The following is a 25,035-nucleotide window of genomic DNA, read 5'->3' as shown; positions in this document are numbered from 1 at the left end:
GTGGAATAAGAGGGAGAGAGATCATGACCGTAACCCCCACCGAAATCCCCGCGCCGCAGCAACGCCGCAAAGTCAACATCCTGTTCGGGCTGACGCTGATCGGCTTGCTGATTGCACTCTGGATCGCACTCGGCCTTGCCACCAACAGCTTCTGGACGCCCCTCAACATCAGCAACCTGCTGCGTCAGGGCTCGATGACGGCGATCCTGGCGCTGGGTGAAACCTTCGTCATCATCACCGCCGGCATCGACCTTTCCGTCGGCGCGATCGTGGGCTTCGCGGGCGTCATCATCGCATGGCTGTTGCAGGCCGGCGTGCCCGTGTGGGCGGCGATCCTCCTGACGCTCGCCTTCGGGGTGGCGATCGGCGCCTTCCACGGCTTCGGCATCGTCCACATGGGCCTGCCGCCGTTCATCATCACGCTGGCGACGCTGACGGCGCTGCGCGGCTTCGGCCTTCTCATCACCAACGGCTCGTCGATCAACATCACCAACGAAGCCTTCTCCAACTTCTCGCGCGCCGACTTCCTGGGCATTCCAAGCCTGTTCTGGATGGTGATATTGGTGGCGATACCATCCTATATTCTGCTGCATCTCAGCCGCTGGGGCCGCTATCTCTTCGCGGTCGGCTCCAACAGCGAAGCAGCGCGTCTTTCGGGTGTGCGGGTCAGCGCCATCATCTACATGGCCTATATCCTGTCGGCCACCTTCGCAGCCTTCGTCGGCATCCTGCTCGCCTCGCGCATCGCCATCGGCAATGCGACGCAGGCGGACGGCTGGGAGCTGCAGGCGATCGCCTCGTCGGTCATCGGCGGCACCTCGCTGTTCGGCGCCGTCGGCTCCGTTCACGGCCCGCTGATCGGCGCGTTCATTCTGGCGACGATCAACAACGGCGCGAACCTCTTGAACGTCAATTCGTTCTGGCAGCGCATCATCACCGGCCTGCTGATCATCGTGATCGTCTACTTCGACCAGCTTCGCCGCCGCCGCAGCTCGTAAGGCACGGCAAAAAACATGGAAAAAGCCGGCTCACCTGGGCCGGCTTTCTTGCATTCTGACAATGGGTCAGGCGGCGTCGATCGCCTGGCGCATCTGGCGCACCACCGCGACATCCGTCCGGTTCATGCCCGGCGCCTCGAAGCCGAAGGCGACCGCGCGCGGATCGGCGTCGGCGCTCGGCGAGCTGCAGGATCCGTGAATCTCGCGCGCGCCGGTGGCGCGTAGGATTTCCCCGGCATTGCTCGGCCTGACACCGCTGCCCGGCATGATGGAAATCCGGCCGGCGGCCTTCTTCGATAGGCGCGCAAGGGTATCGAGACCGTCGATCGCCTTCGGGACGCAGCCGGAGGTAAGGATGCGCTCGCAGCCGAGTTCTACCGCCTGCTCCAAGGCAACGTCCGCGTCCGGCACCAGGTCAAAGGCGCGGTGCAGCGTCGAGCCGAGACCGGCGGCATGCGCCTTCAGGCGATGAATCAGCGGCATGTCGAGCCGGCCATCCGGCATGTTGGCGCCGATCACGACGCCGGCAAGGCCGAAGACCCGCACTGCATCGATATCCGCCATCATCGCCGCCTCGTCTCCCTCATCGAAGACGAAGGCGCCGGCATGAGGGCGGATCATCGCGTAGACAGGGATGGGAGCAGACGCCGCCGCCTTCATCAGGCCGGCCAGAGGTGTCAGCCCCCCGACCTCCAACGCCGAGCAGAGCTCGATGCGCCCGGCACCGCCCTCGATCGCCGCCGCCAGTCCCCGCGGGCTGTCGACACATACTTCCAGCAAGATGCTCACGTTCCTGTTTCCCCTCTGGATCTTCTATCATTCATGCGACGGATGCCCGCCGCGCGGCTGGTTCTGAAACGATGCCGGCAACCAGATCGACGATCATCGCGCTTGCCTCGGCCGACGCATCGCGGTGGTTGAAGGCGACGTGGTAGGACATCGGGACGTGCTCATCTAGATCGACGATCCTGACCTTGTGCGCGATCGGCATGGCGCTCACCCGACCGAGAAACGAGATATAACCGTGATTGGCGACCAGATCGATTATGACGGGAAGCGAATCCGCCGCGGTGATGTCGCGGTCACGCAGCCGGCGATTGGCGGAGCGTTCGCGGTTCAGCGTCATGGCGGCGTGGCCGAGGCCGGTGCGCGGGCTCGGCGTACAGATGGGGTGGCTGGCGGCGAGCTCGGCGACGGTTGCCTCCGTGCTTTGCGGGGGCGCGATCACCACCATCTCCGTCTGCAGCAACTCGCTATGCCTGAAGCTTTCGAGCCCGAAGATCGAGTCCAGGATCGCGACGTCGATACGGCCGGATTTCAGCGCTTCCCGGAGGTCGTCGGCCGTCATCAGCATCAGCGAGATGGTGTTCTTGTTGCGTCGCAGGTTCCATTCCGACACCAGCGCGCCAAGGCAACGAGCCACCCAGCTTTCCGAGCCTGTCGGAATGATCGAACCGATGCGCAGCGCCCGCGCGCTGCGTTGGTAGCGCTCGTCCGCCGAGGACTTCAGTTCGTTCCATGCCTGGCAGATCGTCGAAAAAGCGGCGTAGATCCGCTGTCCCTCCTGGGTGAGCGCCGAGCCATGCGCCTGGCGTTCGAACAGCGTCCGGCCGAAGGTCTTCTCCAAGGTCGCGATCTGGAGCGAGAGTTGCGGCTGGCCGAGCTTCAGCCGGCGCGCGGCGCGATTGATGCTCCCCTGGTCGGCGACTTCCATGAACCGTTCCATGGTGGCGATCTTGATCGCGATGCGCGACGGCGCGTTATGATCCATCCCGGCGGCCAGCTGCTCGGCGGCTTCGACGATCGGCAACAGCGCCTCACGAACCTTGCCGCTGGCAAGCAGCGTCACCAGTTCGCCCGAGCTGCGCTCGATGAGCTTGATCGCGAGTTCGGTTTCGAGATTTCGGATCGCGGTCGAGACGGTCGACGCCGCCAGCGACAACTGCCGTGCGGTTTCCCGTATCGATCCCGAAGAGAGCACATGCGAGGCGATGAACACCGTGCCGAGCTGCAATCGATCCCTCCGTAACAAGCTGAAAAACCGAACGATATGATGTGTTCAGCAAAAAAGATATCCCTCTTGCGGCAAGGCGCGGCTATCGTTCAGATACCGGGATAAAAGGGGCCGCGGCAGAAGAACCGCACGAGAGCACCCGATATCCCGGGGACGACCAAGGGAACAAAAACAAATCGCGGCGGCGCTGCAAAACGGAATGCGATTGCGCGCAAGCGCTTCCGTTCAACGTCATAATCGCCGCGCATTCGCAAAACTGGGGGAGCCTGCATCGATTTTTCGGGCATGCACGCTATTTCCATGACGCACGCATTTCTATGGTGACGGCAGCGCGCTGCTCTCACCGGCATTTTATCCGCGATGGTTTCTCATGGAGGCATCTCGGGGGTTTACACTGTTAGAACAAGGGGACACTCCATGCTGAAGAAATTCGCACTTGCCGTCTCGCTCTCCGCTTTCGCGGCCGGCGCGGCCCATGCTGCAGACGTCGTCGTTTCATCGAAGATCGATACGGAAGGAACACTGCTCGGCAACATGATCGCGCTGGCGCTCAATGCCAACGGCATCAAGACGCAGGACCGTGTCGCGCTCGGCGCCACACCGGTCGTGCGCAAGGCGATCACGGCGGGCGAAATCGACATCTATCCCGAATACACGGGCAATGCCGGCTTCTTCTTCAACAAGGCCGACGATGCCGCCTGGAAGAACATCGACCAGGGCTACGAGCTTGCCAAGAAGCTCGACTATGACGCCAACAAGATCGTCTGGCTGACGCCCTCGCCCGCCAACAACACCTGGGCGCTTGCTGTGCGCAGCGACGTGGCCGGGCCGAACAACCTGAAATCCATGTCTGACTTCGGCAAATGGGTTGCCGGCGGCGGCGCGGCCAAGCTCGCCGCTTCGGCCGAATTCGTCAATTCCGCCGGCGCGCTTCCCGCCTTCCAGACGACCTACGGTTTCCAGCTGAAGCCGGACCAGATGGTGGTTCTCTCGGGTGGCGACACGGCAGCCACGATCAAGGCGGCGGCCGACCAGACCAACGGGGTCAATACCGCCATGGTCTACGGCACCGACGGCGCGATCGCGGCTGCAGAGCTCACCGTTCTCGAAGACGACAAGAGCGTACAGCAGGTCTACGCGCCGACGCCTATTATCCGCGAGGAAGTGCTGAAGGCCAATCCGAAGATCGAGGAAGTACTCGCGCCGATCTTCAAGGGCCTGACCGCCGACGACCTCAGGACGCTGAATGGAAAGATCCAGGTCGATGGCGAGCCCGCCAAGTCGGTGGCCGAAGGCTACCTGAAGGAAAAAGGTTTCCTGAAGTAGAGACCTCGACGCTCCGCCTCGCAAGGGGCGGAGCCCTATTCCTTCAGGACAGGATGGATCGATGGACGAAACCTTAGCGGTCCGCAAGCTGGACCGGCTCGGCTTGGTGCTCGTTGCCGCCGGCGTGATTTCAACGGCGCTACTTCCCTTCATCTATGTCAAGGCGAACCGCATCGCAGCCGGCAAGCCGATGCTGCTCACGCAGCTTCTCGACCGGCCTTCCGTCATCGCCCTCACCCTGCTTCTCGTCCTGACCGCGCTCGCGGCCCTGTTCCTGCGCAACGCAGCGCTGCGGCTCGTCATCTCCACGCTCTGCCTTGCCACGCTGATCGCCGCCATCGGCCTCGTGGCGACCGGGTTTACGCCTCCAGGCAGCAACGCCGCGCGCATGACGCCGGGCGGCGGGTTCTGGGTGCTGTTTGCCGTCATCGGCCTCGTCATCTCCGATGCGCTGGTGAAGATCAGGCTCAAGCCCTGGATGCGGATCGCGGCACTTGCCGCCTATACGGCGCTGCTGGCGGTCTTCCTCGCTTCCGGACTTCTGGACAGCCTTTCGATCCTCAAGGAATTCGCGACCCGCTCCGCGCAGTTCTGGACAGAAGCCGTGGCGCATATGCTGCTTGCCTTCGGCTCGCTCGTCATCGCCATCCTGATCGGATTGCCGCTCGGCATCGTCTGCTTCTGGGTCCCGAAATTGCGCGCCGCCGTGCTGCAGGGATTGAGCCTGATCCAGACTATCCCGAGCCTTGCACTCTTCGGGCTCCTTATGCTGCCGCTCGGCTATCTCGCCACGCATGTGCCGGCGGCCGCCGCGCTTGGCATTCGCGGCATCGGCGCCGCGCCGGCGCTGATCGCGCTGGTGCTCTATTCGCTGCTGCCGATCGTCGCCAACACCGTGGTCGGCCTGCAGGGCGTCGATCCCGCGGTGCGCGACGCGGCGGCCGGCATGGGGCTGACGCGCCGCCAGATCCTTGTTGGCATCGACCTGCCGCTCGCCTTTCCCGTCATTCTCACGGGCATCCGCATCGTGCTTGTGCAGGCGATCGGGCTGGTGACGGTCGCGGCGCTGATCGGCGGCGGCGGGTTCGGCATTTTCATCTTCCAGGGTCTCGGCCAGACGGCCATGGACCTCGTGCTGCTCGGCGCCGTGCCGACCGTCTTCTTCGCCTTCTCCTCGGCCGTTATCCTGGATGCGGTCATCGACAGCATACGGGGAACCGCCGCATGAGCATGATCGAGATCCGCAACGTCACTAAGCGCTACGGCAACGCTACCGTCGTCGACAACGTATCGATGAGCGTCGAGAAAGGGTCGATCACCGTCATCGTCGGCACCTCGGGTTCGGGCAAATCCACGCTGATGCGGATGATCAACCGGCTGGTGCCGATCACCGAGGGTGAGATCTTCGTCAACGGCCAGAACGTGATGGACGCACCCGTTACCGAGCTGCGGCGCAAGATCGGCTATGCGATCCAGGGCCACGGGCTGTTTCCGCACCGCACGGTAGCGCAGAACATAGCCACCGTGCCGCAGCTTCTCGGCTGGGACGCGGCGCGGATCGATGGCCGCGTGAACGAGTTGCTGGGGCTCTTCAATCTCGAGCCAGCGACGTTCGCGGAGAAATATCCGCATCAGCTTTCCGGCGGACAGCAGCAGCGCGTCGGCGTGGCGCGCGCGCTGGCGGCGGAGCCGGAACTGCTCCTGATGGACGAGCCGTTCGGCGCGCTCGACCCCGTCATTCGCGGCAAGGCGCAGGACGACCTCTTGGCGATCCAGAAGCAGTTCGGCACGACGGTCATTCTCGTCACCCACGACATGGACGAGGCCTTTCACCTCGGCAACCAGATCGCCGTCATGAGCGCCGGCAAGCTGTTGCAGTGCTCGACGCCGGAAAAGATCCTGACGGAGCCAGCCGATCCCTTCGTGCAGCAGCTGACCGGAACGTCCGACCGTGCATTGAAGCTGATGTCGCTGCTGTCGCTGAAGGACAGCATGGCGCCGGCGAAGACGGGGTTGAACCACGCGCTGCCGCAATCGCTCAGCCTGCGCGACGCACTGGCCGAGATGATCTGGCAGGGGATCGACGAGGCGGCCGTGCAGGATGCCGCAAAGGCTCCCGTTGGCTCGATCTCGATGGCGCGACTTCTCGAACTGGGCCGCAAGGCATGAAGCACGTCACCGCCAATCTCTTTCGCGTAGCGGCGCTGGCGCTACTCTTGATCCTGCTGTTCAGGACCGAGTGGCTTTCCTTCCTGCTCGTGCCGCTCACCAACAACAACGCGCCCGCTGTCTACACCCAGAACAGCCTGCCGGCGCTGGCCGCCGCGCATCTCTATCTGGTCGCCATCTCGATTGTCGGCAGCGCAGTGCTCGCCATTCTCGGCGGCGTCTTCGTGACCCGCAAGAGCGGCGAGGATTTCCTGCCGCTGTCGCGCGCCATCGCCAATGCCGGCCAGACCTTTCCGCCGGTCGCGGTTCTGGCACTCGCCGTTCCGGCCACCGGCTTCGGCGCCGGACCGACCCTCATCGCCCTGTTCCTCTACGGGTTGCTGCCGATCTTCGAAAACACTGTCTCCGGCCTGCGGCAGGTGCCGGCCTCGATACTGGAAGCCGCCGACGGCATGGGCATGAGCGCGATGCAGCGGCTTTTCCGCGTGGAGCTGCCGCTTGCGCTGCCGCTCATCCTCGAAGGGCTGAAGGTCGCGACGGTCATCAACATCGGCACTGCCACGATCGGGTCCACGGTGGCGGCGAAGGGTCTCGGCGAGGTGATCATCGCCGGACTGATTTCCGACACCACCGCCTTCATCCTGCAGGGCGGCCTGATCGTCGGCCTGATGGCGGTGCTGATCTACGATGCGCTCGGCATCATCGAAAGCGGGATTTCGCGCAGAATAGGCTTGCGCCCAGCGTGAGCCAGCGGCTACCAAAGCTGCGCACATATCGCATTGCCGGAGGAAGCCCTTGGCCAAGATGATCCACTCGATGATCCGCGTTCTCGACGAGGCGCGTTCCGTGTCGTTCTACCGCACGGTGTTTGGCCTCGAGGTCGCCGACCGCATCGATTTCGACACCTTCACGCTGATCTATCTCTCCAACGGCGAGACCGGTTTCGAGCTGGAACTGACGGTCAACAAGGGGCACACCGCGCCCTATGACCTCGGCAATGGCTACGGCCATCTCGCCGTTTCGGTGGACGAACTGAAGACCGAGCACGAGCGGCTGACCAAGGCCGGGCTCAACCCCGGCAAGATCGTTGAGCTCAACCGCGACGGCAAGCTGCTGGCGCTGTTCTTCTTCATCACCGATCCCGACGGCTACAAGATCGAAGTCCTGCAGCGCCACGGCCGCTACCTCTAAGAGCTCCCCCATGATCGAGAAAACCGAACTTAACAGCGGCTGGTCGCTTTACTGCAACGTTGCAGGTCGCCCCGACCTGCCCAGCGAAATTCCTGCCGCCGTGCCCGGCTGCGTACATCTCGACCTCTTGGCGCAGCGGTTGATCCCCGATCCCTATATCGACGTCAACGAGATCACCAACGACTGGATCGGCAGGCAGGACTGGACCTATCGCTGCACGTTCGACGCCGAAAACGGCGACGGCAAGATGCGGGAGCTGGTGTTCGACGGGCTAGACACGATCGCCACGATCACCCTCAACGGCGAGGAGATCGGCCGGACGTTCAACATGAACAGGACCTATCGCTTCGATGTGTCGGAGCGGCTGATCGACGGCGAAAACGAGCTCAGCGTCACCTTCCGTTCGGCCTATGACTATGGCGCCGAGATGGAGGCGCACTACGGCTATCGACCGAACAACTATCCCGGCCCCGGCAACCTGATGCGCAAGATGGCCTGCAATTTCGGATGGGACTGGGGTCCGACACTGGTCACGTCAGGGATCTGGAAACCGGTGCGGCTGGAATGCTGGGACCGCGCGCGGTTTGCGGAGACACGGGTCTCGGCGACGCTTGCGGGTGGCGACGGGCTGGTGCGCGTGAACGCGAAACTGTCGCGGCAGGGCGAGCGGGCGGATTGCCGGTTGATTGCGCGGATCGGCGGCGACGAACGCGAGATCGCCATCACCGCGGAAGCGGACGAGGTGAGCTTCGAGCTTACCGTTCCCTCGCCGCAGCTCTGGTGGCCGCATCATCTCGGCGCGCAGCCGCTTTATCCATTGCAGCTGGAACTGCGCGATGGCGTGAGCGGCGATTTGCTCGATAGCTACTCGAAGGAGATCGGCTTTCGCTCGGTGCGGCTCGACACCGGCGAGGACGAACATGGTTCGGCATTCACCTTTGTCATCAACGACGTGCCGATCTTCGCCTGCGGCGCCAACTGGATACCCGACGACTGCTTCCCGTCGCGCGTGACGGCCGATCGCTATGCCGCGCGCATCGACGAGGCGAAGGCCGCCAACGTCAACCTGCTGCGCGTCTGGGGCGGCGGGATTTTCGAGCGCGACGAGTTCTACGAGGCCTGCGACCGGGCGGGCATGCTGGTGTGGCAGGATTTCCTGTTTGCCTGTGCCGCCTATCCCGAGGAGGAGCCGCTGCGCTCGGAGGTAGAGGCCGAAGTGCGCGACAATGTCGTGCGGCTGATGCCGCACCCCTCGCTCATCGTCTGGAACGGCAACAACGAGAATATCTGGGGTTACGACGAGTGGGGCTGGCGGCCGGTGATCAAGCCGGACGAAAGCTGGGGGCTCGGATATTATCTCGACATCCTGCCCCGGCTCTGCGCCGAACTCGATCCGGCACGGCCCTATTATCCCGGCAGTCCCTATTCCGGCAGCATGGACATCGAGCCGAACGCCGATGAGCATGGCTGCAAGCACATATGGGATGTTTGGAACGATGTGGGCTACGAGGTCTACCGCAACTACATCCCGCGCTTCTGCTCGGAGTTCGGCTGGCAGGCGCCGCCGAACTGGGCGACGCTTTCCGAAAGCGTTCATGACGCGCCGCTGACGCCGGTTTCAAACGGCGTGTTCCACCACCAGAAGGCAACGCTTGGCAACGACAAGCTCATCCGCGGACTGGCGGGGCATCTGCCGGAGCCGCAAACGATGGAGGACTGGCACTTCGCAACGCAGCTCAACCAGGCGCGGGCGATCCGCTTCGCCATCGAGCACATGCGCTCGCATCGCGACATCTGCAAGGGCGCAGTCGTCTGGCAGTTCAACGATTGCTGGCCCGTGACGTCGTGGTCGGCGCTGGATTCAGCCGGGCGGCGCAAGCCGCTGTGGTATGCGATGCGCCAGGCCTTCGACCCGAGGCTCCTGACCATCCAGCCGCGCGATGGCGGACTGGCGGCCGTGGCGGTGAACGAACGAACCCTCTTCTGGCGAGCGAAGATTTCGGGCAAGCGCCTCAGGCTCGACGGCACGGTGCTGGCGGAATTCGAGTTCTGGCGGCACCTTTGCGATCGCTTCGAAGCCAAGGCCTTTCCGCTGCCGGCTGACGTCGCGACATCAGGGGACGCGACCGATGAGATGATCGTCGTCGACATGCTCGACCGCCGCGCGTTCTACTACTTCGTCGAGGATATCGACCTGAAGCTGCCGGCGCCGAAAGCCGATATCGCGGTCACTTCCACCGAGGGCGGCTACGATATCAAGGTGACGGCGGTAAGCTTCTTGAAGGATCTGTGCATGATGGCCGACCGTCTCGATCCCGCGGCGGTCGTCGATACGATGCTGGTCACCTTGCTGCCGGGCGAGAGCCACGTATTCAAGGTGGCAACATCAGTGGCAATCACCACCGGTGACATCGTACTGGGCAAAGTGCTGCGCTCGGCCAACGACCTGGTTGCGCCGCCGGCCTTGTCCACACTCTGAAAAGGCCCCGTCAGCGACGGGGCCCATCCAGTACATGTCCGCCATGTCCTGCCAGGAAGAAGCATGGATCAGGCGGCGGTGCGCGGTTTTTTCACCGCGCACATCGGACGGTCTTACATCCAGTAGGGCGGTACGCCGTAGTAGTCGTATACGCGGCGTCCGTTATCGTTGTACCAGCTGTCATCGTCGTCCGAATAGCTTGGCGCACCTTCGATCTGCTCCTTGGTGAGATCGATGCGGTAGCCGTCGAGCTGGGTATCGTAGGTCAGCTTTTCCCAGGGCAGCGGATAGTGATCGTGGCCGATGCCCATGAAGCCGCCGAAGCTCAGGACCGCGTAAGCGACGCGGCCATCCTGCTTGCCGAGGATCAGGCGTTCGACGGAACCGATATGCTTGCCGTCGGCGCCGTAGACGCGGGTTCCTTCCACCCGGTCGCTGGCAATCAGCGTCGGCGTGTCCTTGACGTTCGGGTCGCGGCGGGTGTTGTCAGCGTCCTGGTGCAGCATGATGAACCTCCTTTGAAATAGCCTTGTTGTGGCTGGTGTCTGAATTCAAAACGTACCGCCACGATCAAAGTTCCCGGTCTTCTACAATCGCGGCACCAGCAATATTGACGTTTACGTCAAGGTTATTGTAGCTTCATTCCGGCTTGAACCATTCGGGCAATGACATAAGCTGCCGTATTGGAAGATGGAGGATCATCCAATCGGCGCGCCGGGACAGCCGGGCGGGCAGCGACAGGGAGAGAGAAACACGATGAACAGCATTTCCGTCTATCCAGACGGGGCGAAGCCCGAGAGACCCTGGCTCGCCACCTATCCCACCATCGTCCCGGCCGAGCTTCCGCCGCTGCAATACGCATCGCTTGCGGAACTGCTCGAGAAAAACTGCGCGCGCTACGCCGAGCGCATCGCCTTTTCCAGCATGGGCAAGACGCTCAGCTATCGGGAACTGGAGCGGCGGACCCGCGATGTCGCGGCCTGGCTGCAGGGTATCGGCCTGCAGAAGGGCGACCGCGTCGCCGTGATGATGCCGAACGTGCTGCAGAACCCCATCGCCGCCTACGCCATTCTGCGCGCCGGCTTCGTGGTCGTGAACGTCAATCCGCTCTATACGCCGCGCGAACTCGAACACCAGCTGCGCGATTCTGGCGCCAAGGCGATCTTCGTGCTGGAAAACTTCGCTCGCACCGTGGAGCAGGTGCTCGCCAACACGGATGTCCGCCATGTCGTGGTCACCTCGCTCGGCGAAATGCTGGGCGCCAAGGGGCTGATCGTCAATCTGCTCGTCCGCAAGGTGAAGAAGCTTGTTCCCCTTTGGTCGATCCCCGGCCACAAGACATTCAAGCAGGTGCTGCGCGAAGGCGCCGGCAGGACTTTCAAAGCTCCCGAACTCAGCCAGGACGACATCGCCTTCCTGCAATATACCGGCGGCACCACGGGCGTGGCAAAGGGCGCGGTGCTCACGCACCGGAACCTCCTGTCGAACAAGCTGCAGCTCGAACTCTGGCTGAACTCGGCCTTCGAAAACAGGCAGCGTCCCGCGGTGCTGAACTTCCTCTGCGCACTGCCGCTCTACCATATCTTCGCGCTGACGGTGAATTCGCTGATGGGCATGTCGCTCGGCGCGCACAACGTGCTGGTCGCCAACCCGCGCGACATCCCTGCCCTCATCAAGGAATTCTCGAAATCGAAGGTGCATGTCTTCCCCGGCCTCAACACGCTTTTCAACGCGCTGATGAACAACCCCGAATTCGCCAAGGTCGATTTCTCCTCGCTGGTGATTGCGCTGGGTGGTGGCATGGCCGTGCAGCGGCCGGTGGCGGAGCGCTGGCTGAAGATCACGGGCAACCACATCACCGAGGGATACGGGCTTTCCGAGACATCGCCCGTCGCCACCGCCAACCGCTTCGATTCGCCCGAGTTCACGGGCTCGATCGGCCTGCCGATCCCATCCACCGATCTCGACATCCGCGATGAGAGCGGCACGTCCCTGCCGCTCGGCGAAGTCGGCGAGATCTGCATTCGTGGGCCGCAGGTGATGGCGGGATATTGGAACAAGCCGGAGGAAACGGCGCGTGCGATGACCCCGGACGGCTATTTCCGCACCGGCGACATGGGCTTCATGGACGGGCGCGGCTACACCAAGATCGTCGACCGCAAGAAGGACATGATCCTGGTGTCGGGCTTCAATGTCTATCCCAACGAGATCGAGGAGGTGGCGGCCATGCACCCCGGCATTCTCGAGGCGGCGGCGATCGGCGTGGCGGACGAACACTCGGGCGAGGCGGTGAAGCTTTTCGTGGTCAAGAAGGACAACGGGATCACGGAAGCGGACGTGAAAGCGCATTGCGCGGCCAATCTCACCAACTACAAGCGGCCGCGTTTCATCGAGTTCCGCACAGAACTGCCGAAATCGCCGGTCGGCAAGATCCTGCGCAAGGATCTGCGTAACTGATTTGAATGTTTCGTGAAAATTGCAGGTCATCCGCAATCGCGGGTGGCTTTTTTGCGTTTAAGCAGGTGGTTGAACTTGATTTGCACCGGGTAAAGCGAATAGTTTCCGCGACCCTCTCGCCCTGCAAAGGAGCCTCCCATGAATGCCATCGTCGACCAACTGAAAAGCACTGCGGCTGCCACCAAGGCCACCGATATCCGTGCCGCGTTCGCCGCCGATCCGAAACGCTTTTCCCGCTTTACCGCGTCGCTCGACGACCTCCTGATGGATTTCTCGAAGACGGCCGTGAACGACGAAGTGCTGGCCCTTCTGGTCAAGCTCGCTGAAACCGGCGGTGTCGAGGCCAAGCGCGACGAGATGTTCTCGGGCAAGGCGATCAACTTCACCGAAAATCGCGCCGTGCTGCACACGGCGCTGCGCAACCGTTCCAACACCCCCGTGCTGGTCGACGGCAAGGACGTGATGCCTGATGTCAACGGCGTGCTCGCGGCCATGGGCAAGTTTGCCGACGGCATTCGCTCGGGCGCGCTGAAGGGCGCGACCGGCAAGGCGATCACCGACGTCGTCAACATCGGCATCGGCGGCTCCGACCTCGGCCCTGTCATGGCGACGCTGGCGCTGGCGCCTTATCATGACGGCCCGCGCGCGCACTTCGTTTCCAACATCGATGGCGCGCATATCGCCGACGTGCTGAAGCTGGTGCAGCCTGAGACAACGCTGTTCATCGTCGCGTCCAAGACCTTCACCACCATCGAGACGATGACGAACGCCCAGACGGCGCGCAAGTTCGTCGCCGATGCGCTGGGTGAAGCCGCCGTTCAGCATCACTTCGCCGCCGTTTCCACGGCACTCGACAAGGTTGCCGCCTTCGGCATCGAGAGCGAGCGCGTGTTCGGCTTCTGGGATTGGGTCGGCGGTCGCTATTCGATCTGGTCGGCGATCGGTCTGCCTCTGATGATCGCCGTCGGTCCGGAGAATTTCGGCAAGTTCCTTGATGGCGCGCACAGCCTCGATAACCACTTCCGCACCGCGCCGATCGCCCAGAACCTGCCGATCCTGCTCGGCCTCATCGGCCTCTACAACCGCAACGTTCTCGGCTACGCCACCCGCGCGATCCTGCCCTACGATCAGCGCCTGTCGCGCTTCCCTGCCTATCTGCAGCAGCTCGACATGGAATCGAACGGCAAGGGCGTCACCATCGACGGCACGCCGGTCGAGGGCATGTCCGGCCCTGTCGTCTGGGGCGAGCCCGGCACCAACGGCCAGCATGCCTTCTACCAGTTGATCCACCAGGGCACGAGCGTGATCCCGGCGGAATTCATGATCGCCGCCAACGGCTTCGAACCTGAGCTGCGCCACCAGCATCAGCTCCTGATGGCAAACTGCATCGCGCAGTCGGAAGCGCTGATGAAGGGCCGCACCTTCGAGGAAGCCAAGAAGCAGCTGACCGACAAGGGCATGGACGACAAACAGGCCGATTTCATTGCGCCGCACCGCGTCTTCACCGGCAACCGCCCGTCGATCACCTTCGTCTACGACAAGCTGACACCGTTCGCCTTCGGCCGCCTGGTGGCGCTCTATGAGCACCGCGTTTTCGTCGAAGGCGTGCTGTTCCGCATCAATTCCTTCGACCAGTGGGGCGTCGAGCTCGGCAAGGAACTGGCAACGGGCCTGCTGCCCGTCATCGAAGGCAAGGAAAGCGCGGCGGGCCATGATTCCTCGACGCAGGGCCTCGTTGCTGAACTGGCGAAGCTCGCGAAGTAAAGAGCGCAACATTCAACCAACGCTCCCGTGGTGACCGCCGCGGGAGCGTTTTCTATCTGGCTGATATGACTGCCCTCAGGACCACACCTTGGTGGAGGTCAGGGCCTGGCGCCCTTGCCTGATGGTATGGTGCTCGCGGCCTGTTTTACCTGCGAGCCCGGACGCGAGGCGACTGCCGGAGCGGACTTGTCCTTCTTCGGCTTGCGCGCTTCACGCGTGCCGCGGAGTTGACCTTTTGCCATTTCAAGCTCCTTCGTTTGACCACATCAAGCGATGTGGGTCCAGCTAGCAGGCGCGTTTAATCGGCAAAATGCAAATCCATTCTCACACCGGACCTCTGCTGGGCGTTACCGGGCAAACTTTTTGGCGCCGGCGACGCAGCCGACGATGGCGACCGTGACGAAGAGCATGATGGGGCTCACTTGCTCATGCAGCAGCGCCGCCGCCAGCACGAGGCCGAAGAAGGGTTGCAGCAGTTGCAGCTGGCCGACACCGGCGATGCCGCCCTGCGCCAACCCGCGATACCAGAAGAAGAAGCCGATGAGCATGCTGAACAGGGAGACGTAAACCAGCCCCGCCCAGGCCGGCGTTTCGATCGCCGCAAACGACAGCGGCAGATTGAGGAGCGCAAGGGCGAGCATGACAGGGAGCGACAGGACCAGCGCCCAGGAGATGACCTGCCAGCCACCCAGCCTGCGCGACAGCTTGGCGCCCTCGGCATAGCCGAGACCACAGGCAATGATGGCGGCCAGCATCAGGAGATCGCCGAGCGGGGCTGCAGTCACCCCTTGCGACACGGCAAAGCCGGCAACGAGCGCGCTGCCGAGGCATGAGAATATCCAGAAGGCCGGGTGCGGACGCTCGCCGCCCCTTAAAACGCCGAAGATCGCCGTCGAGAGCGGCAGCAGGCCGATGAAGACAATCGAATGCGCCGAGGTGATGTGGGTGAGCGCCAGCGCGGTCAACAACGGAAAGCCGATGACCACGCCGAAGGCAACGATCGCAAGCGACAGGAGATCGCTCGCCGCCGGCCGCTTTTCTCGAAACAGCACGAGCAGCGCCAGCGCGATCAGCCCGGCGATCGCCGCGCGGGCGACGGTGAGGAAGACCGGATCGAACCCCGTCACGGCCATGCGCGTCGCGGGCAGCGAGCCGCTGAAAATCAGAACCCCGATAAAACCATTCAACCAACCGGCCGCCGTGCGGTCCATGGCACACTCCCTCATCATCAATGGCCATCTTATGATCCCACGCGGCGTGGCCATGCCAGTTACGGTATGGTACGGTTTATCCAAACTGTTATGCATCAGAGAGCAGTACGGATGAGCGACAACGTAATCGTTGGCACGACCCGCGTGGCGATGGTTATGAACACCATCAAGCAGCGCATCGCCGGCCGCAGCCTGACGGCGGGGGCGAAGCTGCCTTCGGTGCGAGCGCTTGCGGGGTCGCTGAAGATCTCCACCTCGACCGTCGTCGAGGCCTATGAACGACTGGTTGCCGAGGGCGCGATCCTGTCGCGGCCAGGCTCGGGCTTTTACGTCGCCAACCAGGCGGCCCCCTTCGCGCTGTCGGAGGTCGGGCCACGGCTCGATCGCGAGATCGATCCATTCTGGGTGTCGCGGCAGTCTCTCGAGGCAGGCGATATCGGTCTGAAGCCGGGCTGTGGCTGGCTGCCGCCGGACTGGCTTCCCGAGGATGGCGTTCGGCGCGCCGTGCGGTCGCTGGCGCGGGCCGATGGGCCGGTGCTGCTCGCCTATGGATCGCCGCTCGGACTGCCGCCGCTCAGGCAGCTGATCGCGCGGCGGATGGCCGACAAGGGGATCGGCGCGTCGCCCGACCAGATCATCCTGACGGAATCGGGCATCCAGGCGATCGACCTTCTCTGCCGTTTCCTGATCGAGCCGGGTGACACCGTGATGGTCGACGACCCCTGCTACTTCAATTTTCACGCGCTGCTTCGCGCCCACCGCGCCAAGATCGTCAGCGTGCCCTATACGCCATCCGGCCCGGATATCGAGGTCTTCGCCCGCACGGTGGCCGAGCACCGGCCGAAGCTCTACGTCACCAATTCGGCGCTGCATAACCCAACCGGCGCGATCCTCTCGCCGGTGACGGCGCATCGGGTGTTGAAGATCGCCGAGCAGTTCGACCTCACGATCATCGAGGACGACATCTTCGCCGATTTCGAGCACGTGACTGCGCCGCGGCTCGCCGCCTTCGACGGGCTGGATCGCGTCATCCATATCGGCAGCTTCTCGAAGACGCTGTCGGCTTCCGCGCGCTGCGGCTTCATCGCCGCCAAGCCGGAGTGGATCGGCGGGCTGACGGACCTGAAGATCGCCACCTCGTTCGGCGGCGGGCGACATGCGGCGCAGCTGGTCTTGAGCGTGCTCAGCGACGGCAGCTACCGCAAGCATATCGAGACGCTGCGCAGCCGGCTGTCGAAGACGATGTTCGATGTCTCAGCCAAGCTCAAGAACCTCGGCATCGTGCCGTGGATCGAGCCGCAGGCGGGGATGTTCCTGTGGTGCCGGCTGCCTGACGGGATCGACGCCGCCGATGTGGCGCGCGCGGCGTTGGAGCGGGACGTGGTGCTGGCGCCGGGTAATGCGTTCAGCCTGTCGCAGACGGCGACGGATTTCATGCGGTTCAACGTTTCGCAGACGGAAGACCCGAAAGTGTTCGAGGTGCTGCGCGAGGCCATGCAGGTGGCGCGAAGAAAGTTGTAATTCGTTCGGCACGACGATTATTTCGGTGGAGGTGTCGAGATGGGGCCGCGTCATCCGTCTTGAGAGAATGAAGAATTGGGAGGATCGATATGACCGACGACGAGCTCGAGCAATTTGCAGCACATGGAGCGGAATCGCTGCCATATGACGGTGACGACGGCGTGGTCACGCATGATGGCGCCGATATCTGGTATAGCGCCTATGGCTCCGGACCTTCGGTGATCCTTCTGCACGGCGGGCTCGGGAACAGCGGCAACTGGGGCTATCAGGTGCCGGCGCTGCTGCGATCGGGCCGGAGGGTGGTGGTGATCGACAGTCGCGGGCATGGCCGCAGCACCCGGGATGGAAAGCCCTACACCTACGAACTGATGGCATCCGACGTGCTTGCCGTGATGGACCACCTCAATATCGAGAAGGCAGCCCTTGTCGGCTGGAGCGATGGCGCCTGTACGGCGCTCATTCTCGCCGACCAGCATCCGGAGCGCGTCGACGGCGTGTTCTTCTTCGCCTGCAGCATGGACCCATCAGGCGTAAAACCCTTCGTGCCGACGCCTGTCATCGACCGCTGCTTTCACCGGCATCGGATGGACTACGCCGCGCTGTCGCCGACGCCCGATCAGTTCGATGCCTTTGTCGAAGACGTGAGCCTGATGATGTCGACCGAGCCGAATTATTCCGCCGCCGATCTGAACAGGATCCGCGTGCCGGTGTCGGTGGTGCTCGGCGACCGGGACGAGTTCATCAAGCCGGAGCATGCCGCACACCTCGTACGCAACATTCCCGGCGCGACCTTCGTTCCGCTGGAGGGCGTAAGCCACTTCGCGCCGCTACAGCGGCCCGATTATTTCAATGGCGCCGTGCTTGCGTTTCTCGACCGGCTGGCTTGAGGCTCAGAGCAATTCCAGTAAAAGTGCAAAGCGGTTTTCCGTCCGGAATTGCGTGAAAACAAAAGGATAGAGCTGTTCCGCGATTCGAAGAAAAGTGGAATTGCTCTAGAGGCCGATTTCCTTGGCCCATGGCGGGTTGGCGCCAGCGCGGGAGACCGTAACGGCTGCAGCCTTGGCGCCAAGCGAAAGGGCGTTGGTGAGCGCCTTTTCATCCAGCGAGGCGACCTGCGCCTTGGTCAGCAGGCCATCCATCTTCAGCGAGGCGAGAACGCCGGCATCGAATGTATCGCCGGCGCCGACGGTATCGACCACGGTGACCCGCTGGCTGGGAACGGTGACCTTGCGGTGGCTCGTATAGCCCGTCGCGCCCTCGGCGCCCTTGGTGATGACGACCAGCTTGGCGCCGTGGTTCAGCCAGTGGGCGGCGAGGTCGTCATGACTACCTTCGAGGCCGAACCACTCCAGGTCCTCGTCGGAGAATTTCAGGATATCGGACTTGGCGGCCATGCGCTTGATGCGCGCCATGTGGGCCTGCTTGTCCTTGATGAAGCCGGGGCGGATGTTCGGGTCGAGCGAGATGACGCGCTTGTCCGCCTCGCGGTCGAGAAGCGCCTCGTAGGTTTCGCCGCAGGGGCTGGGGATCAGGCTGATGGCGCCGAAGTGCAGCGCCTCGCAATCGTCGCCGAGAGCGGGCAGATCGTCGGTGGTGATCATGCGGCCGGCGGTACCTTCGTCATAGAAGGCGTAGGTCGCCTGGCCGTTGACGAGCTTGACGAAGGCGACGGTCGAGGGGCGCGGGCTGATGGCGCAGAGGCTGAAGTCGACATTGCTCGCCTTCAAGGTCTCCTGCAGGATCTCGCCCATCATGTCATCGGCGAGGCCGGTGAAGAAGGAAGTGGGAATGCCCAGGCGCCCGAGCGCGATCGCCGTGTTGAAGATGGCGCCGCCGGCATAGGGCGCGAAGCCCTTTTCGCCGAGCGTCGTCTCCCGCGGCAGCATGTCGATCAACGCTTCTCCACAGCACAAAATCATGTCCGTCTCCCAGGGGCATTACGATCTGTCGATGCTCAATCGATTAGATAACTTCATGGCAAAAGCAAAGCGCCGTGAGCAATTATTCACTCAAAGTGACGAAATACCGCCGTTGCGGCCCGACCAGGCGAGCGGCGCGTCGAGGAAGGATTCGACCTCGTTCAAGGTGTTCTGATCGAACAGCTGCTGCTCCTTGGCGACAGCAAGCACATCGCGCCAGGTGGCGATGTAGTGCAGCTTGACCTTGCCATCGGCGAAGCGCAGTGCGCCCTCATCGAAGATGCCGTAATAGAACAGCGCAATGCCATGATCGACAATGCCGCCGGCGGCGCGCACGGCGTCGATAAACTTGAACATGCTGCCGCCCGCCGTCGTCAGGTCCTCGATAACGAGCACGCGCGAACCCTCCGGCATGTTGCCCTCGATCTGGGCGTTGCGGCCGTGGCCTTTCGGCTGCTTGCGGACGTAGATCATCGGCAGGCCGAGACGATCGGCGAGAAGGGCCGCAAAAGGAATGCCAGCCGTTTCGCCACCGGCGATGCAATCGAACTTCTCGAAGCCCGCTTCTCGCAGCACGACGCTGGCGGCGAAATCCATGACCGTCGAGCGGACGCGCGGGAAGGAGAGAAGCTTGCGGCAGTCGATATAGACGGGGCTCGCCATGCCGGAGGCGAACTTGTAGGGCTGAGTGGCATTGAAGTGAACGGCCTTGATCTCCCACAGCATCTTCGCCACCAGTTCGGCCATGACTTTGCGGTCGGTGAATGTTGCCTGGATCATCGTTCTCTCCTTTGCCTGGATCTTGTGCTCAAACTTATGGGCCAATAGCAGCAAGTGTCGCAAGTTTCCAGAATGGAGCGAGCTTTCGACGCGGGAATGATGCCAAAAAATATGCGGTTTCGGTTCATCGACAGGCGCCGATCGATCGACGCCAGATAGCAGAACAGAGCTTCCGCAAGATAATGGTGCGCGCGTGTCACGCGAGTTTTTGGCACTCCCAAAACCATGGCTGGTTTTTACTTTGCGAGCAATTCGATTTTCCACAATCTCGCAAAATTTTAGAGGATAATCATATGCTTTGATAAGCAGGGGCTGAAGATCGGATATGAGCGAAATGTTAACACGATCGCTCACATTCGAACCATTCCATTAAGAACGAGGTGAGAGATCGTCGCCATTTTCGCAGCGCCCAAAGACACCATGAAGGAGTCCCGAATGCGCCTGACGATGTCCAACGTGCTTCAAAGGTTCAGCACGTCGCTCACGCTCAAGATTTTCTCAGTTTGCTTTGTGTCGACGCACGTGCCTCTTATCGCGCTCGTCGTCTATCTTTTCACCGGCTTCCATAACGAAGTTGTGCCTGTCCTGCTGACGGTGCTGGCCGCGACGCTACTGGGCACCGCCTTCTGCCTCTCGTCCGTTTGGTCGATGATAAGGCCGCTCAACGACGTCGCCGGCGTCGTGGAGATCTATCGCTCATCGGGCGCTGTGCGGTCGGTACGCTCCCAAAGGCGGGACGAGGTCGGCATCGTATCGAACGGCATCTCGACGCTGATCGCCGAGCTCGACGCCACGCTTTCGCAATTGCGCCGTCAGGCGACGACGGATGTGCTGACCGGCCTAGGCAATCGCCGCTGGCTCAAGGATATCGGCACGCTCGAGATCAACCGTGCCGCGCGCGAGCGCACGCCGCTTTCCGTCGTGGTCTTCGACCTCGACCACTTCAAGTCGATCAACGACCAGTTCGGCCACGATGTCGGCGATCAGGTGCTGATGATGGCGGGCGCCACCATCCAGCAGAACCTGCGCCCCTATGACATCGCGGCGAGGATCGGCGGCGAGGAATTCTGCCTCGTCCTGCCGAAGACCGATATCGACGACGCCATCGCGATTGCCGAGCGCCTGCGGTCGCAGTTCGAGGCGAAGACGGTGGGGCCGCTGCCGAAAGGCCGTGTGACGGCAAGCTTCGGCGTCTATCGCGGCGATCCGGTGAGCGAGACCCTTAAGTCCATGCTGATGGCGGCCGACCGCAAGCTCTACGGAGCCAAGAACGGCGGACGCAACACCGTGCACTCCGAAGTCGCCCGTTCGATCAGGGATGCCAGGATCCGGGCCTAGACGTCCGACATCGATCGAAAATGGGCAGGCGGCATCCGCATCGAGCGGGGCCGCCTGCCCTTGAAGTTTCCGCGACAGCAACGATTGGCATCGAACACGGGAATGCACCACCGGCATCATTTGTTCGGGCTTGCTTAGCGGCGTGGCGGCGATATCGTGAACGCCATGGAACACATCGAGGTCTTCCGCCGTCTCGGCGTCGCGCTTGCCATCGGTCTTCTCGTCGGCGTCGAGCGCGGCTGGACCGAGCGCGAGGTGCGTGAGGGCGGACGCACGGCGGGCATCCGTACCTTTGGGCTCACGGGTTTTCTCGGCGGCGTGGTCGGCACGCTGCAGCCGCTGACCGGCCCCTTCCTGCCGGCGACGATCGCCGCCCTGCTCGGCCTCGTCTACATCGCGGGCAAATGGCAGGAGGCGATCGAAGACAAGGATTACGGCATCACCTCGATCGTGGCGGCGCTCGCGGTCTTCGCGCTGGGCGTACTCGCTGCGGTCGGCGACGTCACAACGGCCGGTGCCGGCGCTGTCGCGACGACCGTGGTGCTGGCGGCGCGCACGAGCCTGCATGGCTTCCTGCAGGGGCTGACATGGGTGGAACTCAGATCCGCGCTGATGCTGCTCGCCATGACGGTGATCGCGCTGCCCCTGCTGCCGGACAGGGCACTCGACCCCTGGGGAGCGCTCAATCCCTACTCGCTCTGGCTCCTGACGATCACCATCGCAACACTCTCGTTCGCGGGCTATGTGGCGATCCGGCTGATGGGCACCAGCCGCGGCATATTGCTCGCGGGTGCGGCGGGCGGGCTCGTTTCGTCGACCGCGCTAACGCTCTCCTTCGCCCGCTATTCGACCGAGGCGCCGCAAAGCGCGCGGCATCTGGCGGCGGGTGCGGCAATCGCGGGCGCGTTGTCCTTCGCGCGCGTGCTCATTATCGCCAGCGCGCTGTCCTTCAGCATGTTTGGGCCGCTGGCCTCGGCGCTCGTCCCCGCCATCCTCGGATTTCTCGCCACAAGTTTCATTTCGGCGTGGCGCTCGAAATCGGACGCGCAGGCGCCCGAGATCGGGCTGAAGAACCCGTTCGAACTGCAGACGGTGATCTCATTCGCCCTGCTGCTTGGCCTGATTAGCCTCGTCTCCAAGATCGCGATCGAATATGTCGGGCCATCGGCGCTCTTCGTCGTGTCGGCCATATCGGGACTTGTCGATGTCGACGCAATCACGCTCTCCACCGCGCGTCTCGTCGGCTCGACGATCGGCGTGATAACGGCGGCCGACGTCATCCTGATCGCGGTGGCGGTCAACATGATCGCGAAGGTGGCGCTCGCCTTCACCGCCGGGCGCCGCGAATACGGGACGGCGCTCGGCGTCGCTTCGGCGGTCGCCGTTGGCCTGGGTGCTGTTGGATATCTGTCGCTGCGCGGGTTGTGGCTGGCCTAGAGATCAACCAGGCATGAGGATCAAGAGCCCGTACGAACCGTTTCAGCTGGAACGGTGTGGAGGTGGCTGGCGAGCTCCACCCGATTGCGGCCGCCGCGCTTGGCACCGTAGAGCGCCTTGTCGGCGGCGCTCAGCATGGCATCGAAATGCGTGGGCACAATGCGCGCCAGTGCGACGCCGGCGCTGACAGTGCACCGCACTGCCTTGCCTTCGGCGCGAAATTCGAAACTCTCGAAGCTCTTGCGGATGCGATCGGCCACCACTTCGACATGGCCGGCCTTTGCGTTTTCGAGCACCAGTGCGAACTCTTCGCCGCCCAACCTCGCGACGGCGTCTCCGGCGCGGCAGTTTTCGTCCAGGATCGCCGCGAAGGCTCTCAGGACCTGATCGCCCGCCGCATGGCCGTGGGTGTCGTTGATCGACTTGAAATGATCGATATCGAAGACGACGACGGCGGTGGCGGCATCCATCGTGCGGCCGCCGTAGCGGTCGAACAGGGCGCGGCGGTTGAGCAGGCCGGTCAGAGGATCGGTGATTGCCTCGATACGATGACGGGCGGCGACGCGCCACTGGTAAAGCGCCAGCGACAAGGCGCCGATGCCGGTCATGCTGGCAATGCAGACGCCGATGTTGAGATCTTCCGCCCAGCCGCTCGGCGCGGCCTCCAGCACCAGCTTGCCGCCGGCGATCAGAACGATGGCGCACAGGGCGAACGAAGCGGCGGTCAGCGAATAGAGAACGGTGATCGCGATCAGCGGCGCACGTGCCTCGGCACGGGCAAGCCAGTACTGGTAGGCGGTCGCGAAGATGACGACCGACAGCATGGTGTTTTGAGCGATGAAGCCGAGGCCGTCATAGCCGAAGACAATGGGCGGCACGGACAGGATCACTGCGCCGGCAGCGCAGATGACGGTGCGAATGACAGGAAAACGCCCTGTGCGGAATTCATATCCGGCACCCCATGCCATGGCGATGCCGGAATGGAGGAACGCGAAGGTCGCCGCGCCCAGCGACGGGGACGGCTCGGCGACATACATGCCGTACACGACGATGCCGCCCACGACCAGCACGAGCCCGAATGTACAAGCGAGAAGAAAGGTTTCCGTACGGCGCCCTATCCAGCTGCCGAACAAGGTTGCTGCCAGGCAGCTTGCCGAAACGGCAAGCGCGATCAGCAGGGAGTTGTAATCAAGCGTCATGCTTCAAACCCATGCGGCTAATGCCGCAGTCCTCAATCTTCCGCAGACTAGCCATCGGGTTATGACCAATGTCTTAGCGGCTTCGTTAAAAATGAAATGGTCAAAGAAAAATCGACGTGACGGTGGCACATGCATGCCACCATCAAGGAGATCCGACAATATAGATCCCGGTCTTAAAGAATAATTTCTATCGCTGAACGTCCCAATGCAGCGGGAACATTGGATCGAAAACAGTTACCGTTCCGGCGCCGGTCTCGATCTTCGACGGAAACTGAACGGGATCCGGCCGCTTGACGAGAATTAGACTTTCCTCATTTACGGGAAGACTATACCAGGCCGGGCCGTTCAGCGAGGTGAAGGCTTCCAGCTTGTCGAGGGCATTTTCCTGTTCGAAGACGTGGGCAAGGCAGCTCATCGTATTCACCGAGGTGTAGATGCCGGCGCAGCCGCAGGCGCATTCCTTCAGCGGATCGACATGCGGCGCCGAATCCGTTCCCAGGAAGAAGCGCGGATCGCCGCTCACCGCAGCGGCACGCAGGGCAAGGCGGTGAAGTTCGCGCTTGGCGACCGGCAGGCAATAATAGTGCGGCCGGATGCCGCCAACCAAAATGGCATTGCGGTTGATGATCAGGTGATGGGTGGTGATCGAGCCGGCGAGATTGGCCTTGGACGACTTGATGTAGTCGATGCCGTCCTTGGTCGTCACATGCTCCATCGTCACCTTCAGTTCCGGAAGGCGCTTGCGCAACGGATCGAGGACGGTTTCGATGAAGACCGCCTCGCGGTCGAAGATATCGACATCCGATGTCGTTACTTCGCCGTGAACGCAAAGCGGAAGGCCGATTTTCGCCATGCGCTCCAGCACCGGCATGGCCTCTTCGATATCGCGCACGCCGCCGTGCGAATTGGTGGTGGCGCCGGCGGGGTAAAGCTTGACGGCGGTGATGAGACCGCTTGCCTTGCCCTTCTCGACATCATCGGGGTCGGTGTGTTCGGTGAGGTAGAGCGTCATCAACGGCTGGAAACGATCGCCCTTCGGCAGGGCTGCCATGATACGCGCCTTGTAGGCCTCGGCATCGGCGGTGGTCACCACCGGCGGAACGAGGTTCGGCATGATGATGGCGCGTGCGAAGTCGCGGCTGGTATCGCCGATGACGCCCTCCAGCATGGCGCCGTCGCGCAGGTGCAGGTGCCAATCATCGGGGCGGCGGATGGTGATCGATTGCATTGAG

At 62.9% G+C, this 25,035-nt stretch carries 22 protein-coding genes; 13 read left to right on the top strand and 9 right to left on the bottom strand.

The features are described 5' to 3' along the window. Positions 1-23 precede the first annotated feature (23 nt). Positions 24-998, top strand: a complete 975-nt coding sequence (locus QTL95_RS10080; protein WP_289719840.1) for an ABC transporter permease — start codon at positions 24-26, stop codon at positions 996-998. Positions 999-1,064: 66 nt separating this feature from the next. Here the strand turns inward: QTL95_RS10080 and QTL95_RS10075 are convergent, their stop codons facing one another. After that, positions 1,065-1,787, bottom strand: a complete 723-nt coding sequence (locus QTL95_RS10075) for a copper homeostasis protein CutC (protein ID WP_289719839.1) — start codon at positions 1,785-1,787, stop codon at positions 1,065-1,067. Between the two features lie 31 nt (positions 1,788-1,818). After that, a complete protein-coding gene (locus QTL95_RS10070; protein WP_289719838.1) occupies positions 1,819-3,012 on the bottom strand; it encodes a LysR family transcriptional regulator in 1,194 nt (397 codons plus the stop codon). 417 nt (positions 3,013-3,429) lie between these two features. Between QTL95_RS10070 and osmF the strand changes: the two genes are divergently transcribed. The 6 genes from osmF (at position 3,430) to QTL95_RS10040 (ending at position 10,177) form a co-directional block, all read left to right on the top strand. Continuing rightward, entirely contained in the window at positions 3,430-4,338 is a 909-nt protein-coding gene (gene osmF, locus QTL95_RS10065; protein WP_037187706.1) for a glycine betaine ABC transporter substrate-binding protein OsmF, read from the top strand. Between the two features lie 61 nt (positions 4,339-4,399). After that, positions 4,400-5,566, top strand: coding sequence for an ABC transporter permease (locus QTL95_RS10060; RefSeq protein ID WP_289719837.1), 1,167 nt, complete (start codon positions 4,400-4,402; stop codon positions 5,564-5,566). After that, positions 5,563-6,507 carry an ABC transporter ATP-binding protein gene (locus QTL95_RS10055; RefSeq protein ID WP_289719836.1) on the top strand — a complete coding sequence of 315 codons (945 nt, stop codon included), beginning with the start codon at positions 5,563-5,565 and terminating at the stop codon, positions 6,505-6,507. Before QTL95_RS10060 ends, QTL95_RS10055 begins: the two co-directional genes overlap by 4 nt. After that, complete coding sequence (locus QTL95_RS10050) at positions 6,504-7,253, top strand: ABC transporter permease (RefSeq protein WP_289719835.1); 750 nt, start codon at positions 6,504-6,506, stop codon at positions 7,251-7,253. Before QTL95_RS10055 ends, QTL95_RS10050 begins: the two co-directional genes overlap by 4 nt. Positions 7,254-7,302: 49 nt before the next feature. Beyond that, positions 7,303-7,698: a VOC family protein gene (locus QTL95_RS10045; protein ID WP_289719834.1), complete on the top strand. Its 396-nt coding sequence runs from the start codon at positions 7,303-7,305 to the stop codon at positions 7,696-7,698. A 10-nt stretch (positions 7,699-7,708) separates the two neighbouring features. Continuing rightward, complete coding sequence (locus QTL95_RS10040; protein WP_289719833.1) at positions 7,709-10,177, top strand: glycoside hydrolase family 2 protein; 2,469 nt, start codon at positions 7,709-7,711, stop codon at positions 10,175-10,177. Positions 10,178-10,290: 113 nt separating this feature from the next. Here the strand turns inward: QTL95_RS10040 and QTL95_RS10035 are convergent, their stop codons facing one another. Beyond that, a complete protein-coding gene (locus QTL95_RS10035) occupies positions 10,291-10,683 on the bottom strand; it encodes a PRC-barrel domain-containing protein (protein WP_289719832.1) in 393 nt (130 codons plus the stop codon). Positions 10,684-10,933: 250 nt separating this feature from the next. On the opposite strand from QTL95_RS10035, the gene QTL95_RS10030 reads away from it, so the two are divergent. Both QTL95_RS10030 and pgi read left to right on the top strand, forming a co-directional pair. Beyond that, complete coding sequence (locus tag QTL95_RS10030) at positions 10,934-12,634, top strand: long-chain fatty acid--CoA ligase (RefSeq protein WP_289719831.1); 1,701 nt, start codon at positions 10,934-10,936, stop codon at positions 12,632-12,634. A gap of 138 nt (positions 12,635-12,772) precedes the next feature. Beyond that, entirely contained in the window at positions 12,773-14,398 is a 1,626-nt protein-coding gene (gene pgi, locus QTL95_RS10025) for a glucose-6-phosphate isomerase (RefSeq protein ID WP_289719830.1), read from the top strand. A gap of 98 nt (positions 14,399-14,496) precedes the next feature. Here the strand turns inward: pgi and QTL95_RS10020 are convergent, their stop codons facing one another. Next, a complete protein-coding gene (locus tag QTL95_RS10020) occupies positions 14,497-14,640 on the bottom strand; it encodes a hypothetical protein (protein ID WP_289719829.1) in 144 nt (47 codons plus the stop codon). A 105-nt stretch (positions 14,641-14,745) separates the two neighbouring features. After that, complete coding sequence (locus QTL95_RS10015; RefSeq protein ID WP_289719828.1) at positions 14,746-15,609, bottom strand: DMT family transporter; 864 nt, start codon at positions 15,607-15,609, stop codon at positions 14,746-14,748. Positions 15,610-15,699: 90 nt separating this feature from the next. Here QTL95_RS10015 and QTL95_RS10010 point away from each other — a divergent pair, with 90 nt between their 5' ends. Continuing rightward, positions 15,700-17,130 carry an aminotransferase-like domain-containing protein gene (locus QTL95_RS10010; protein WP_289719827.1) on the top strand — a complete coding sequence of 477 codons (1,431 nt, stop codon included), beginning with the start codon at positions 15,700-15,702 and terminating at the stop codon, positions 17,128-17,130. Between the two features lie 83 nt (positions 17,131-17,213). Next, positions 17,214-18,017: an alpha/beta fold hydrolase gene (locus QTL95_RS10005; RefSeq protein ID WP_289720348.1), complete on the top strand. Its 804-nt coding sequence runs from the start codon at positions 17,214-17,216 to the stop codon at positions 18,015-18,017. A gap of 105 nt (positions 18,018-18,122) precedes the next feature. Here QTL95_RS10005 and QTL95_RS10000 read toward each other — a convergent pair whose 3' ends face one another. Further along, complete coding sequence (locus tag QTL95_RS10000; RefSeq protein ID WP_289719826.1) at positions 18,123-19,049, bottom strand: carbohydrate kinase family protein; 927 nt, start codon at positions 19,047-19,049, stop codon at positions 18,123-18,125. Between the two features lie 90 nt (positions 19,050-19,139). After that, positions 19,140-19,829 carry an orotate phosphoribosyltransferase gene (locus QTL95_RS09995; RefSeq protein ID WP_289719825.1) on the bottom strand — a complete coding sequence of 230 codons (690 nt, stop codon included), beginning with the start codon at positions 19,827-19,829 and terminating at the stop codon, positions 19,140-19,142. Between the two features lie 435 nt (positions 19,830-20,264). On the opposite strand from QTL95_RS09995, the gene QTL95_RS09990 reads away from it, so the two are divergent. Together QTL95_RS09990 and QTL95_RS09985 are read left to right on the top strand one after the other, a co-directional pair. Then, positions 20,265-21,167 (top strand): GGDEF domain-containing protein, encoded by a 903-nt coding sequence (locus QTL95_RS09990; RefSeq protein ID WP_289719824.1) that lies wholly within the window; start codon positions 20,265-20,267, stop codon positions 21,165-21,167. A 165-nt stretch (positions 21,168-21,332) separates the two neighbouring features. Then, positions 21,333-22,604, top strand: a complete 1,272-nt coding sequence (locus tag QTL95_RS09985) for an MgtC/SapB family protein (protein ID WP_289720347.1) — start codon at positions 21,333-21,335, stop codon at positions 22,602-22,604. A 20-nt stretch (positions 22,605-22,624) separates the two neighbouring features. On the opposite strand, the gene QTL95_RS09980 is transcribed toward QTL95_RS09985, so the two are convergent. Together QTL95_RS09980 and pyrC are read right to left on the bottom strand one after the other, a co-directional pair. Beyond that, the gene (locus tag QTL95_RS09980) at positions 22,625-23,803 is read right to left on the bottom strand and encodes a GGDEF domain-containing protein (protein WP_289719823.1); all 1,179 of its coding nucleotides are present in this window, start codon (positions 23,801-23,803) and stop codon (positions 22,625-22,627) included. A gap of 187 nt (positions 23,804-23,990) precedes the next feature. Next, entirely contained in the window at positions 23,991-25,031 is a 1,041-nt protein-coding gene (gene pyrC / locus QTL95_RS09975; protein WP_289719822.1) for a dihydroorotase, read from the bottom strand. Positions 25,032-25,035: the final 4 nt, after the last annotated feature.

Source organism: Rhizobium sp. S152, assembly GCF_030380735.1.
Lineage (GTDB): Bacteria > Pseudomonadota > Alphaproteobacteria > Rhizobiales > Rhizobiaceae > Rhizobium.
This window is presented reverse-complemented; position numbering and strand designations above follow the sequence as displayed.

Coding starts and splice junctions, on each gene's coding strand:
- QTL95_RS09980 (WP_289719823.1), bottom strand. CDS start 23,803: ATGACGCTTGATTACAACTCCCTGCTGATCGCGCTTGCCGTTTCGGCA.
- QTL95_RS10010 (WP_289719827.1), top strand. CDS start 15,700: ATGCATCAGAGAGCAGTACGGATGAGCGACAACGTAATCGTTGGCACG.
- QTL95_RS10060 (WP_289719837.1), top strand. CDS start 4,400: ATGGACGAAACCTTAGCGGTCCGCAAGCTGGACCGGCTCGGCTTGGTG.
- QTL95_RS10055 (WP_289719836.1), top strand. CDS start 5,563: ATGAGCATGATCGAGATCCGCAACGTCACTAAGCGCTACGGCAACGCT.
- QTL95_RS10040 (WP_289719833.1), top strand. CDS start 7,709: ATGATCGAGAAAACCGAACTTAACAGCGGCTGGTCGCTTTACTGCAAC.
- pyrC (WP_289719822.1), bottom strand. CDS start 25,031: ATGCAATCGATCACCATCCGCCGCCCCGATGATTGGCACCTGCACCTG.
- QTL95_RS10030 (WP_289719831.1), top strand. CDS start 10,934: ATGAACAGCATTTCCGTCTATCCAGACGGGGCGAAGCCCGAGAGACCC.
- QTL95_RS09985 (WP_289720347.1), top strand. CDS start 21,333: ATGGAACACATCGAGGTCTTCCGCCGTCTCGGCGTCGCGCTTGCCATC.
- pgi (WP_289719830.1), top strand. CDS start 12,773: ATGAATGCCATCGTCGACCAACTGAAAAGCACTGCGGCTGCCACCAAG.
- osmF (WP_037187706.1), top strand. CDS start 3,430: ATGCTGAAGAAATTCGCACTTGCCGTCTCGCTCTCCGCTTTCGCGGCC.
- QTL95_RS09995 (WP_289719825.1), bottom strand. CDS start 19,829: ATGATCCAGGCAACATTCACCGACCGCAAAGTCATGGCCGAACTGGTG.
- QTL95_RS10035 (WP_289719832.1), bottom strand. CDS start 10,683: ATGCTGCACCAGGACGCTGACAACACCCGCCGCGACCCGAACGTCAAG.
- QTL95_RS10015 (WP_289719828.1), bottom strand. CDS start 15,609: ATGGACCGCACGGCGGCCGGTTGGTTGAATGGTTTTATCGGGGTTCTG.
- QTL95_RS09990 (WP_289719824.1), top strand. CDS start 20,265: ATGCGCCTGACGATGTCCAACGTGCTTCAAAGGTTCAGCACGTCGCTC.
- QTL95_RS10020 (WP_289719829.1), bottom strand. CDS start 14,640: ATGGCAAAAGGTCAACTCCGCGGCACGCGTGAAGCGCGCAAGCCGAAG.
- QTL95_RS10080 (WP_289719840.1), top strand. CDS start 24: ATGACCGTAACCCCCACCGAAATCCCCGCGCCGCAGCAACGCCGCAAA.
- QTL95_RS10050 (WP_289719835.1), top strand. CDS start 6,504: ATGAAGCACGTCACCGCCAATCTCTTTCGCGTAGCGGCGCTGGCGCTA.
- QTL95_RS10000 (WP_289719826.1), bottom strand. CDS start 19,049: ATGATTTTGTGCTGTGGAGAAGCGTTGATCGACATGCTGCCGCGGGAG.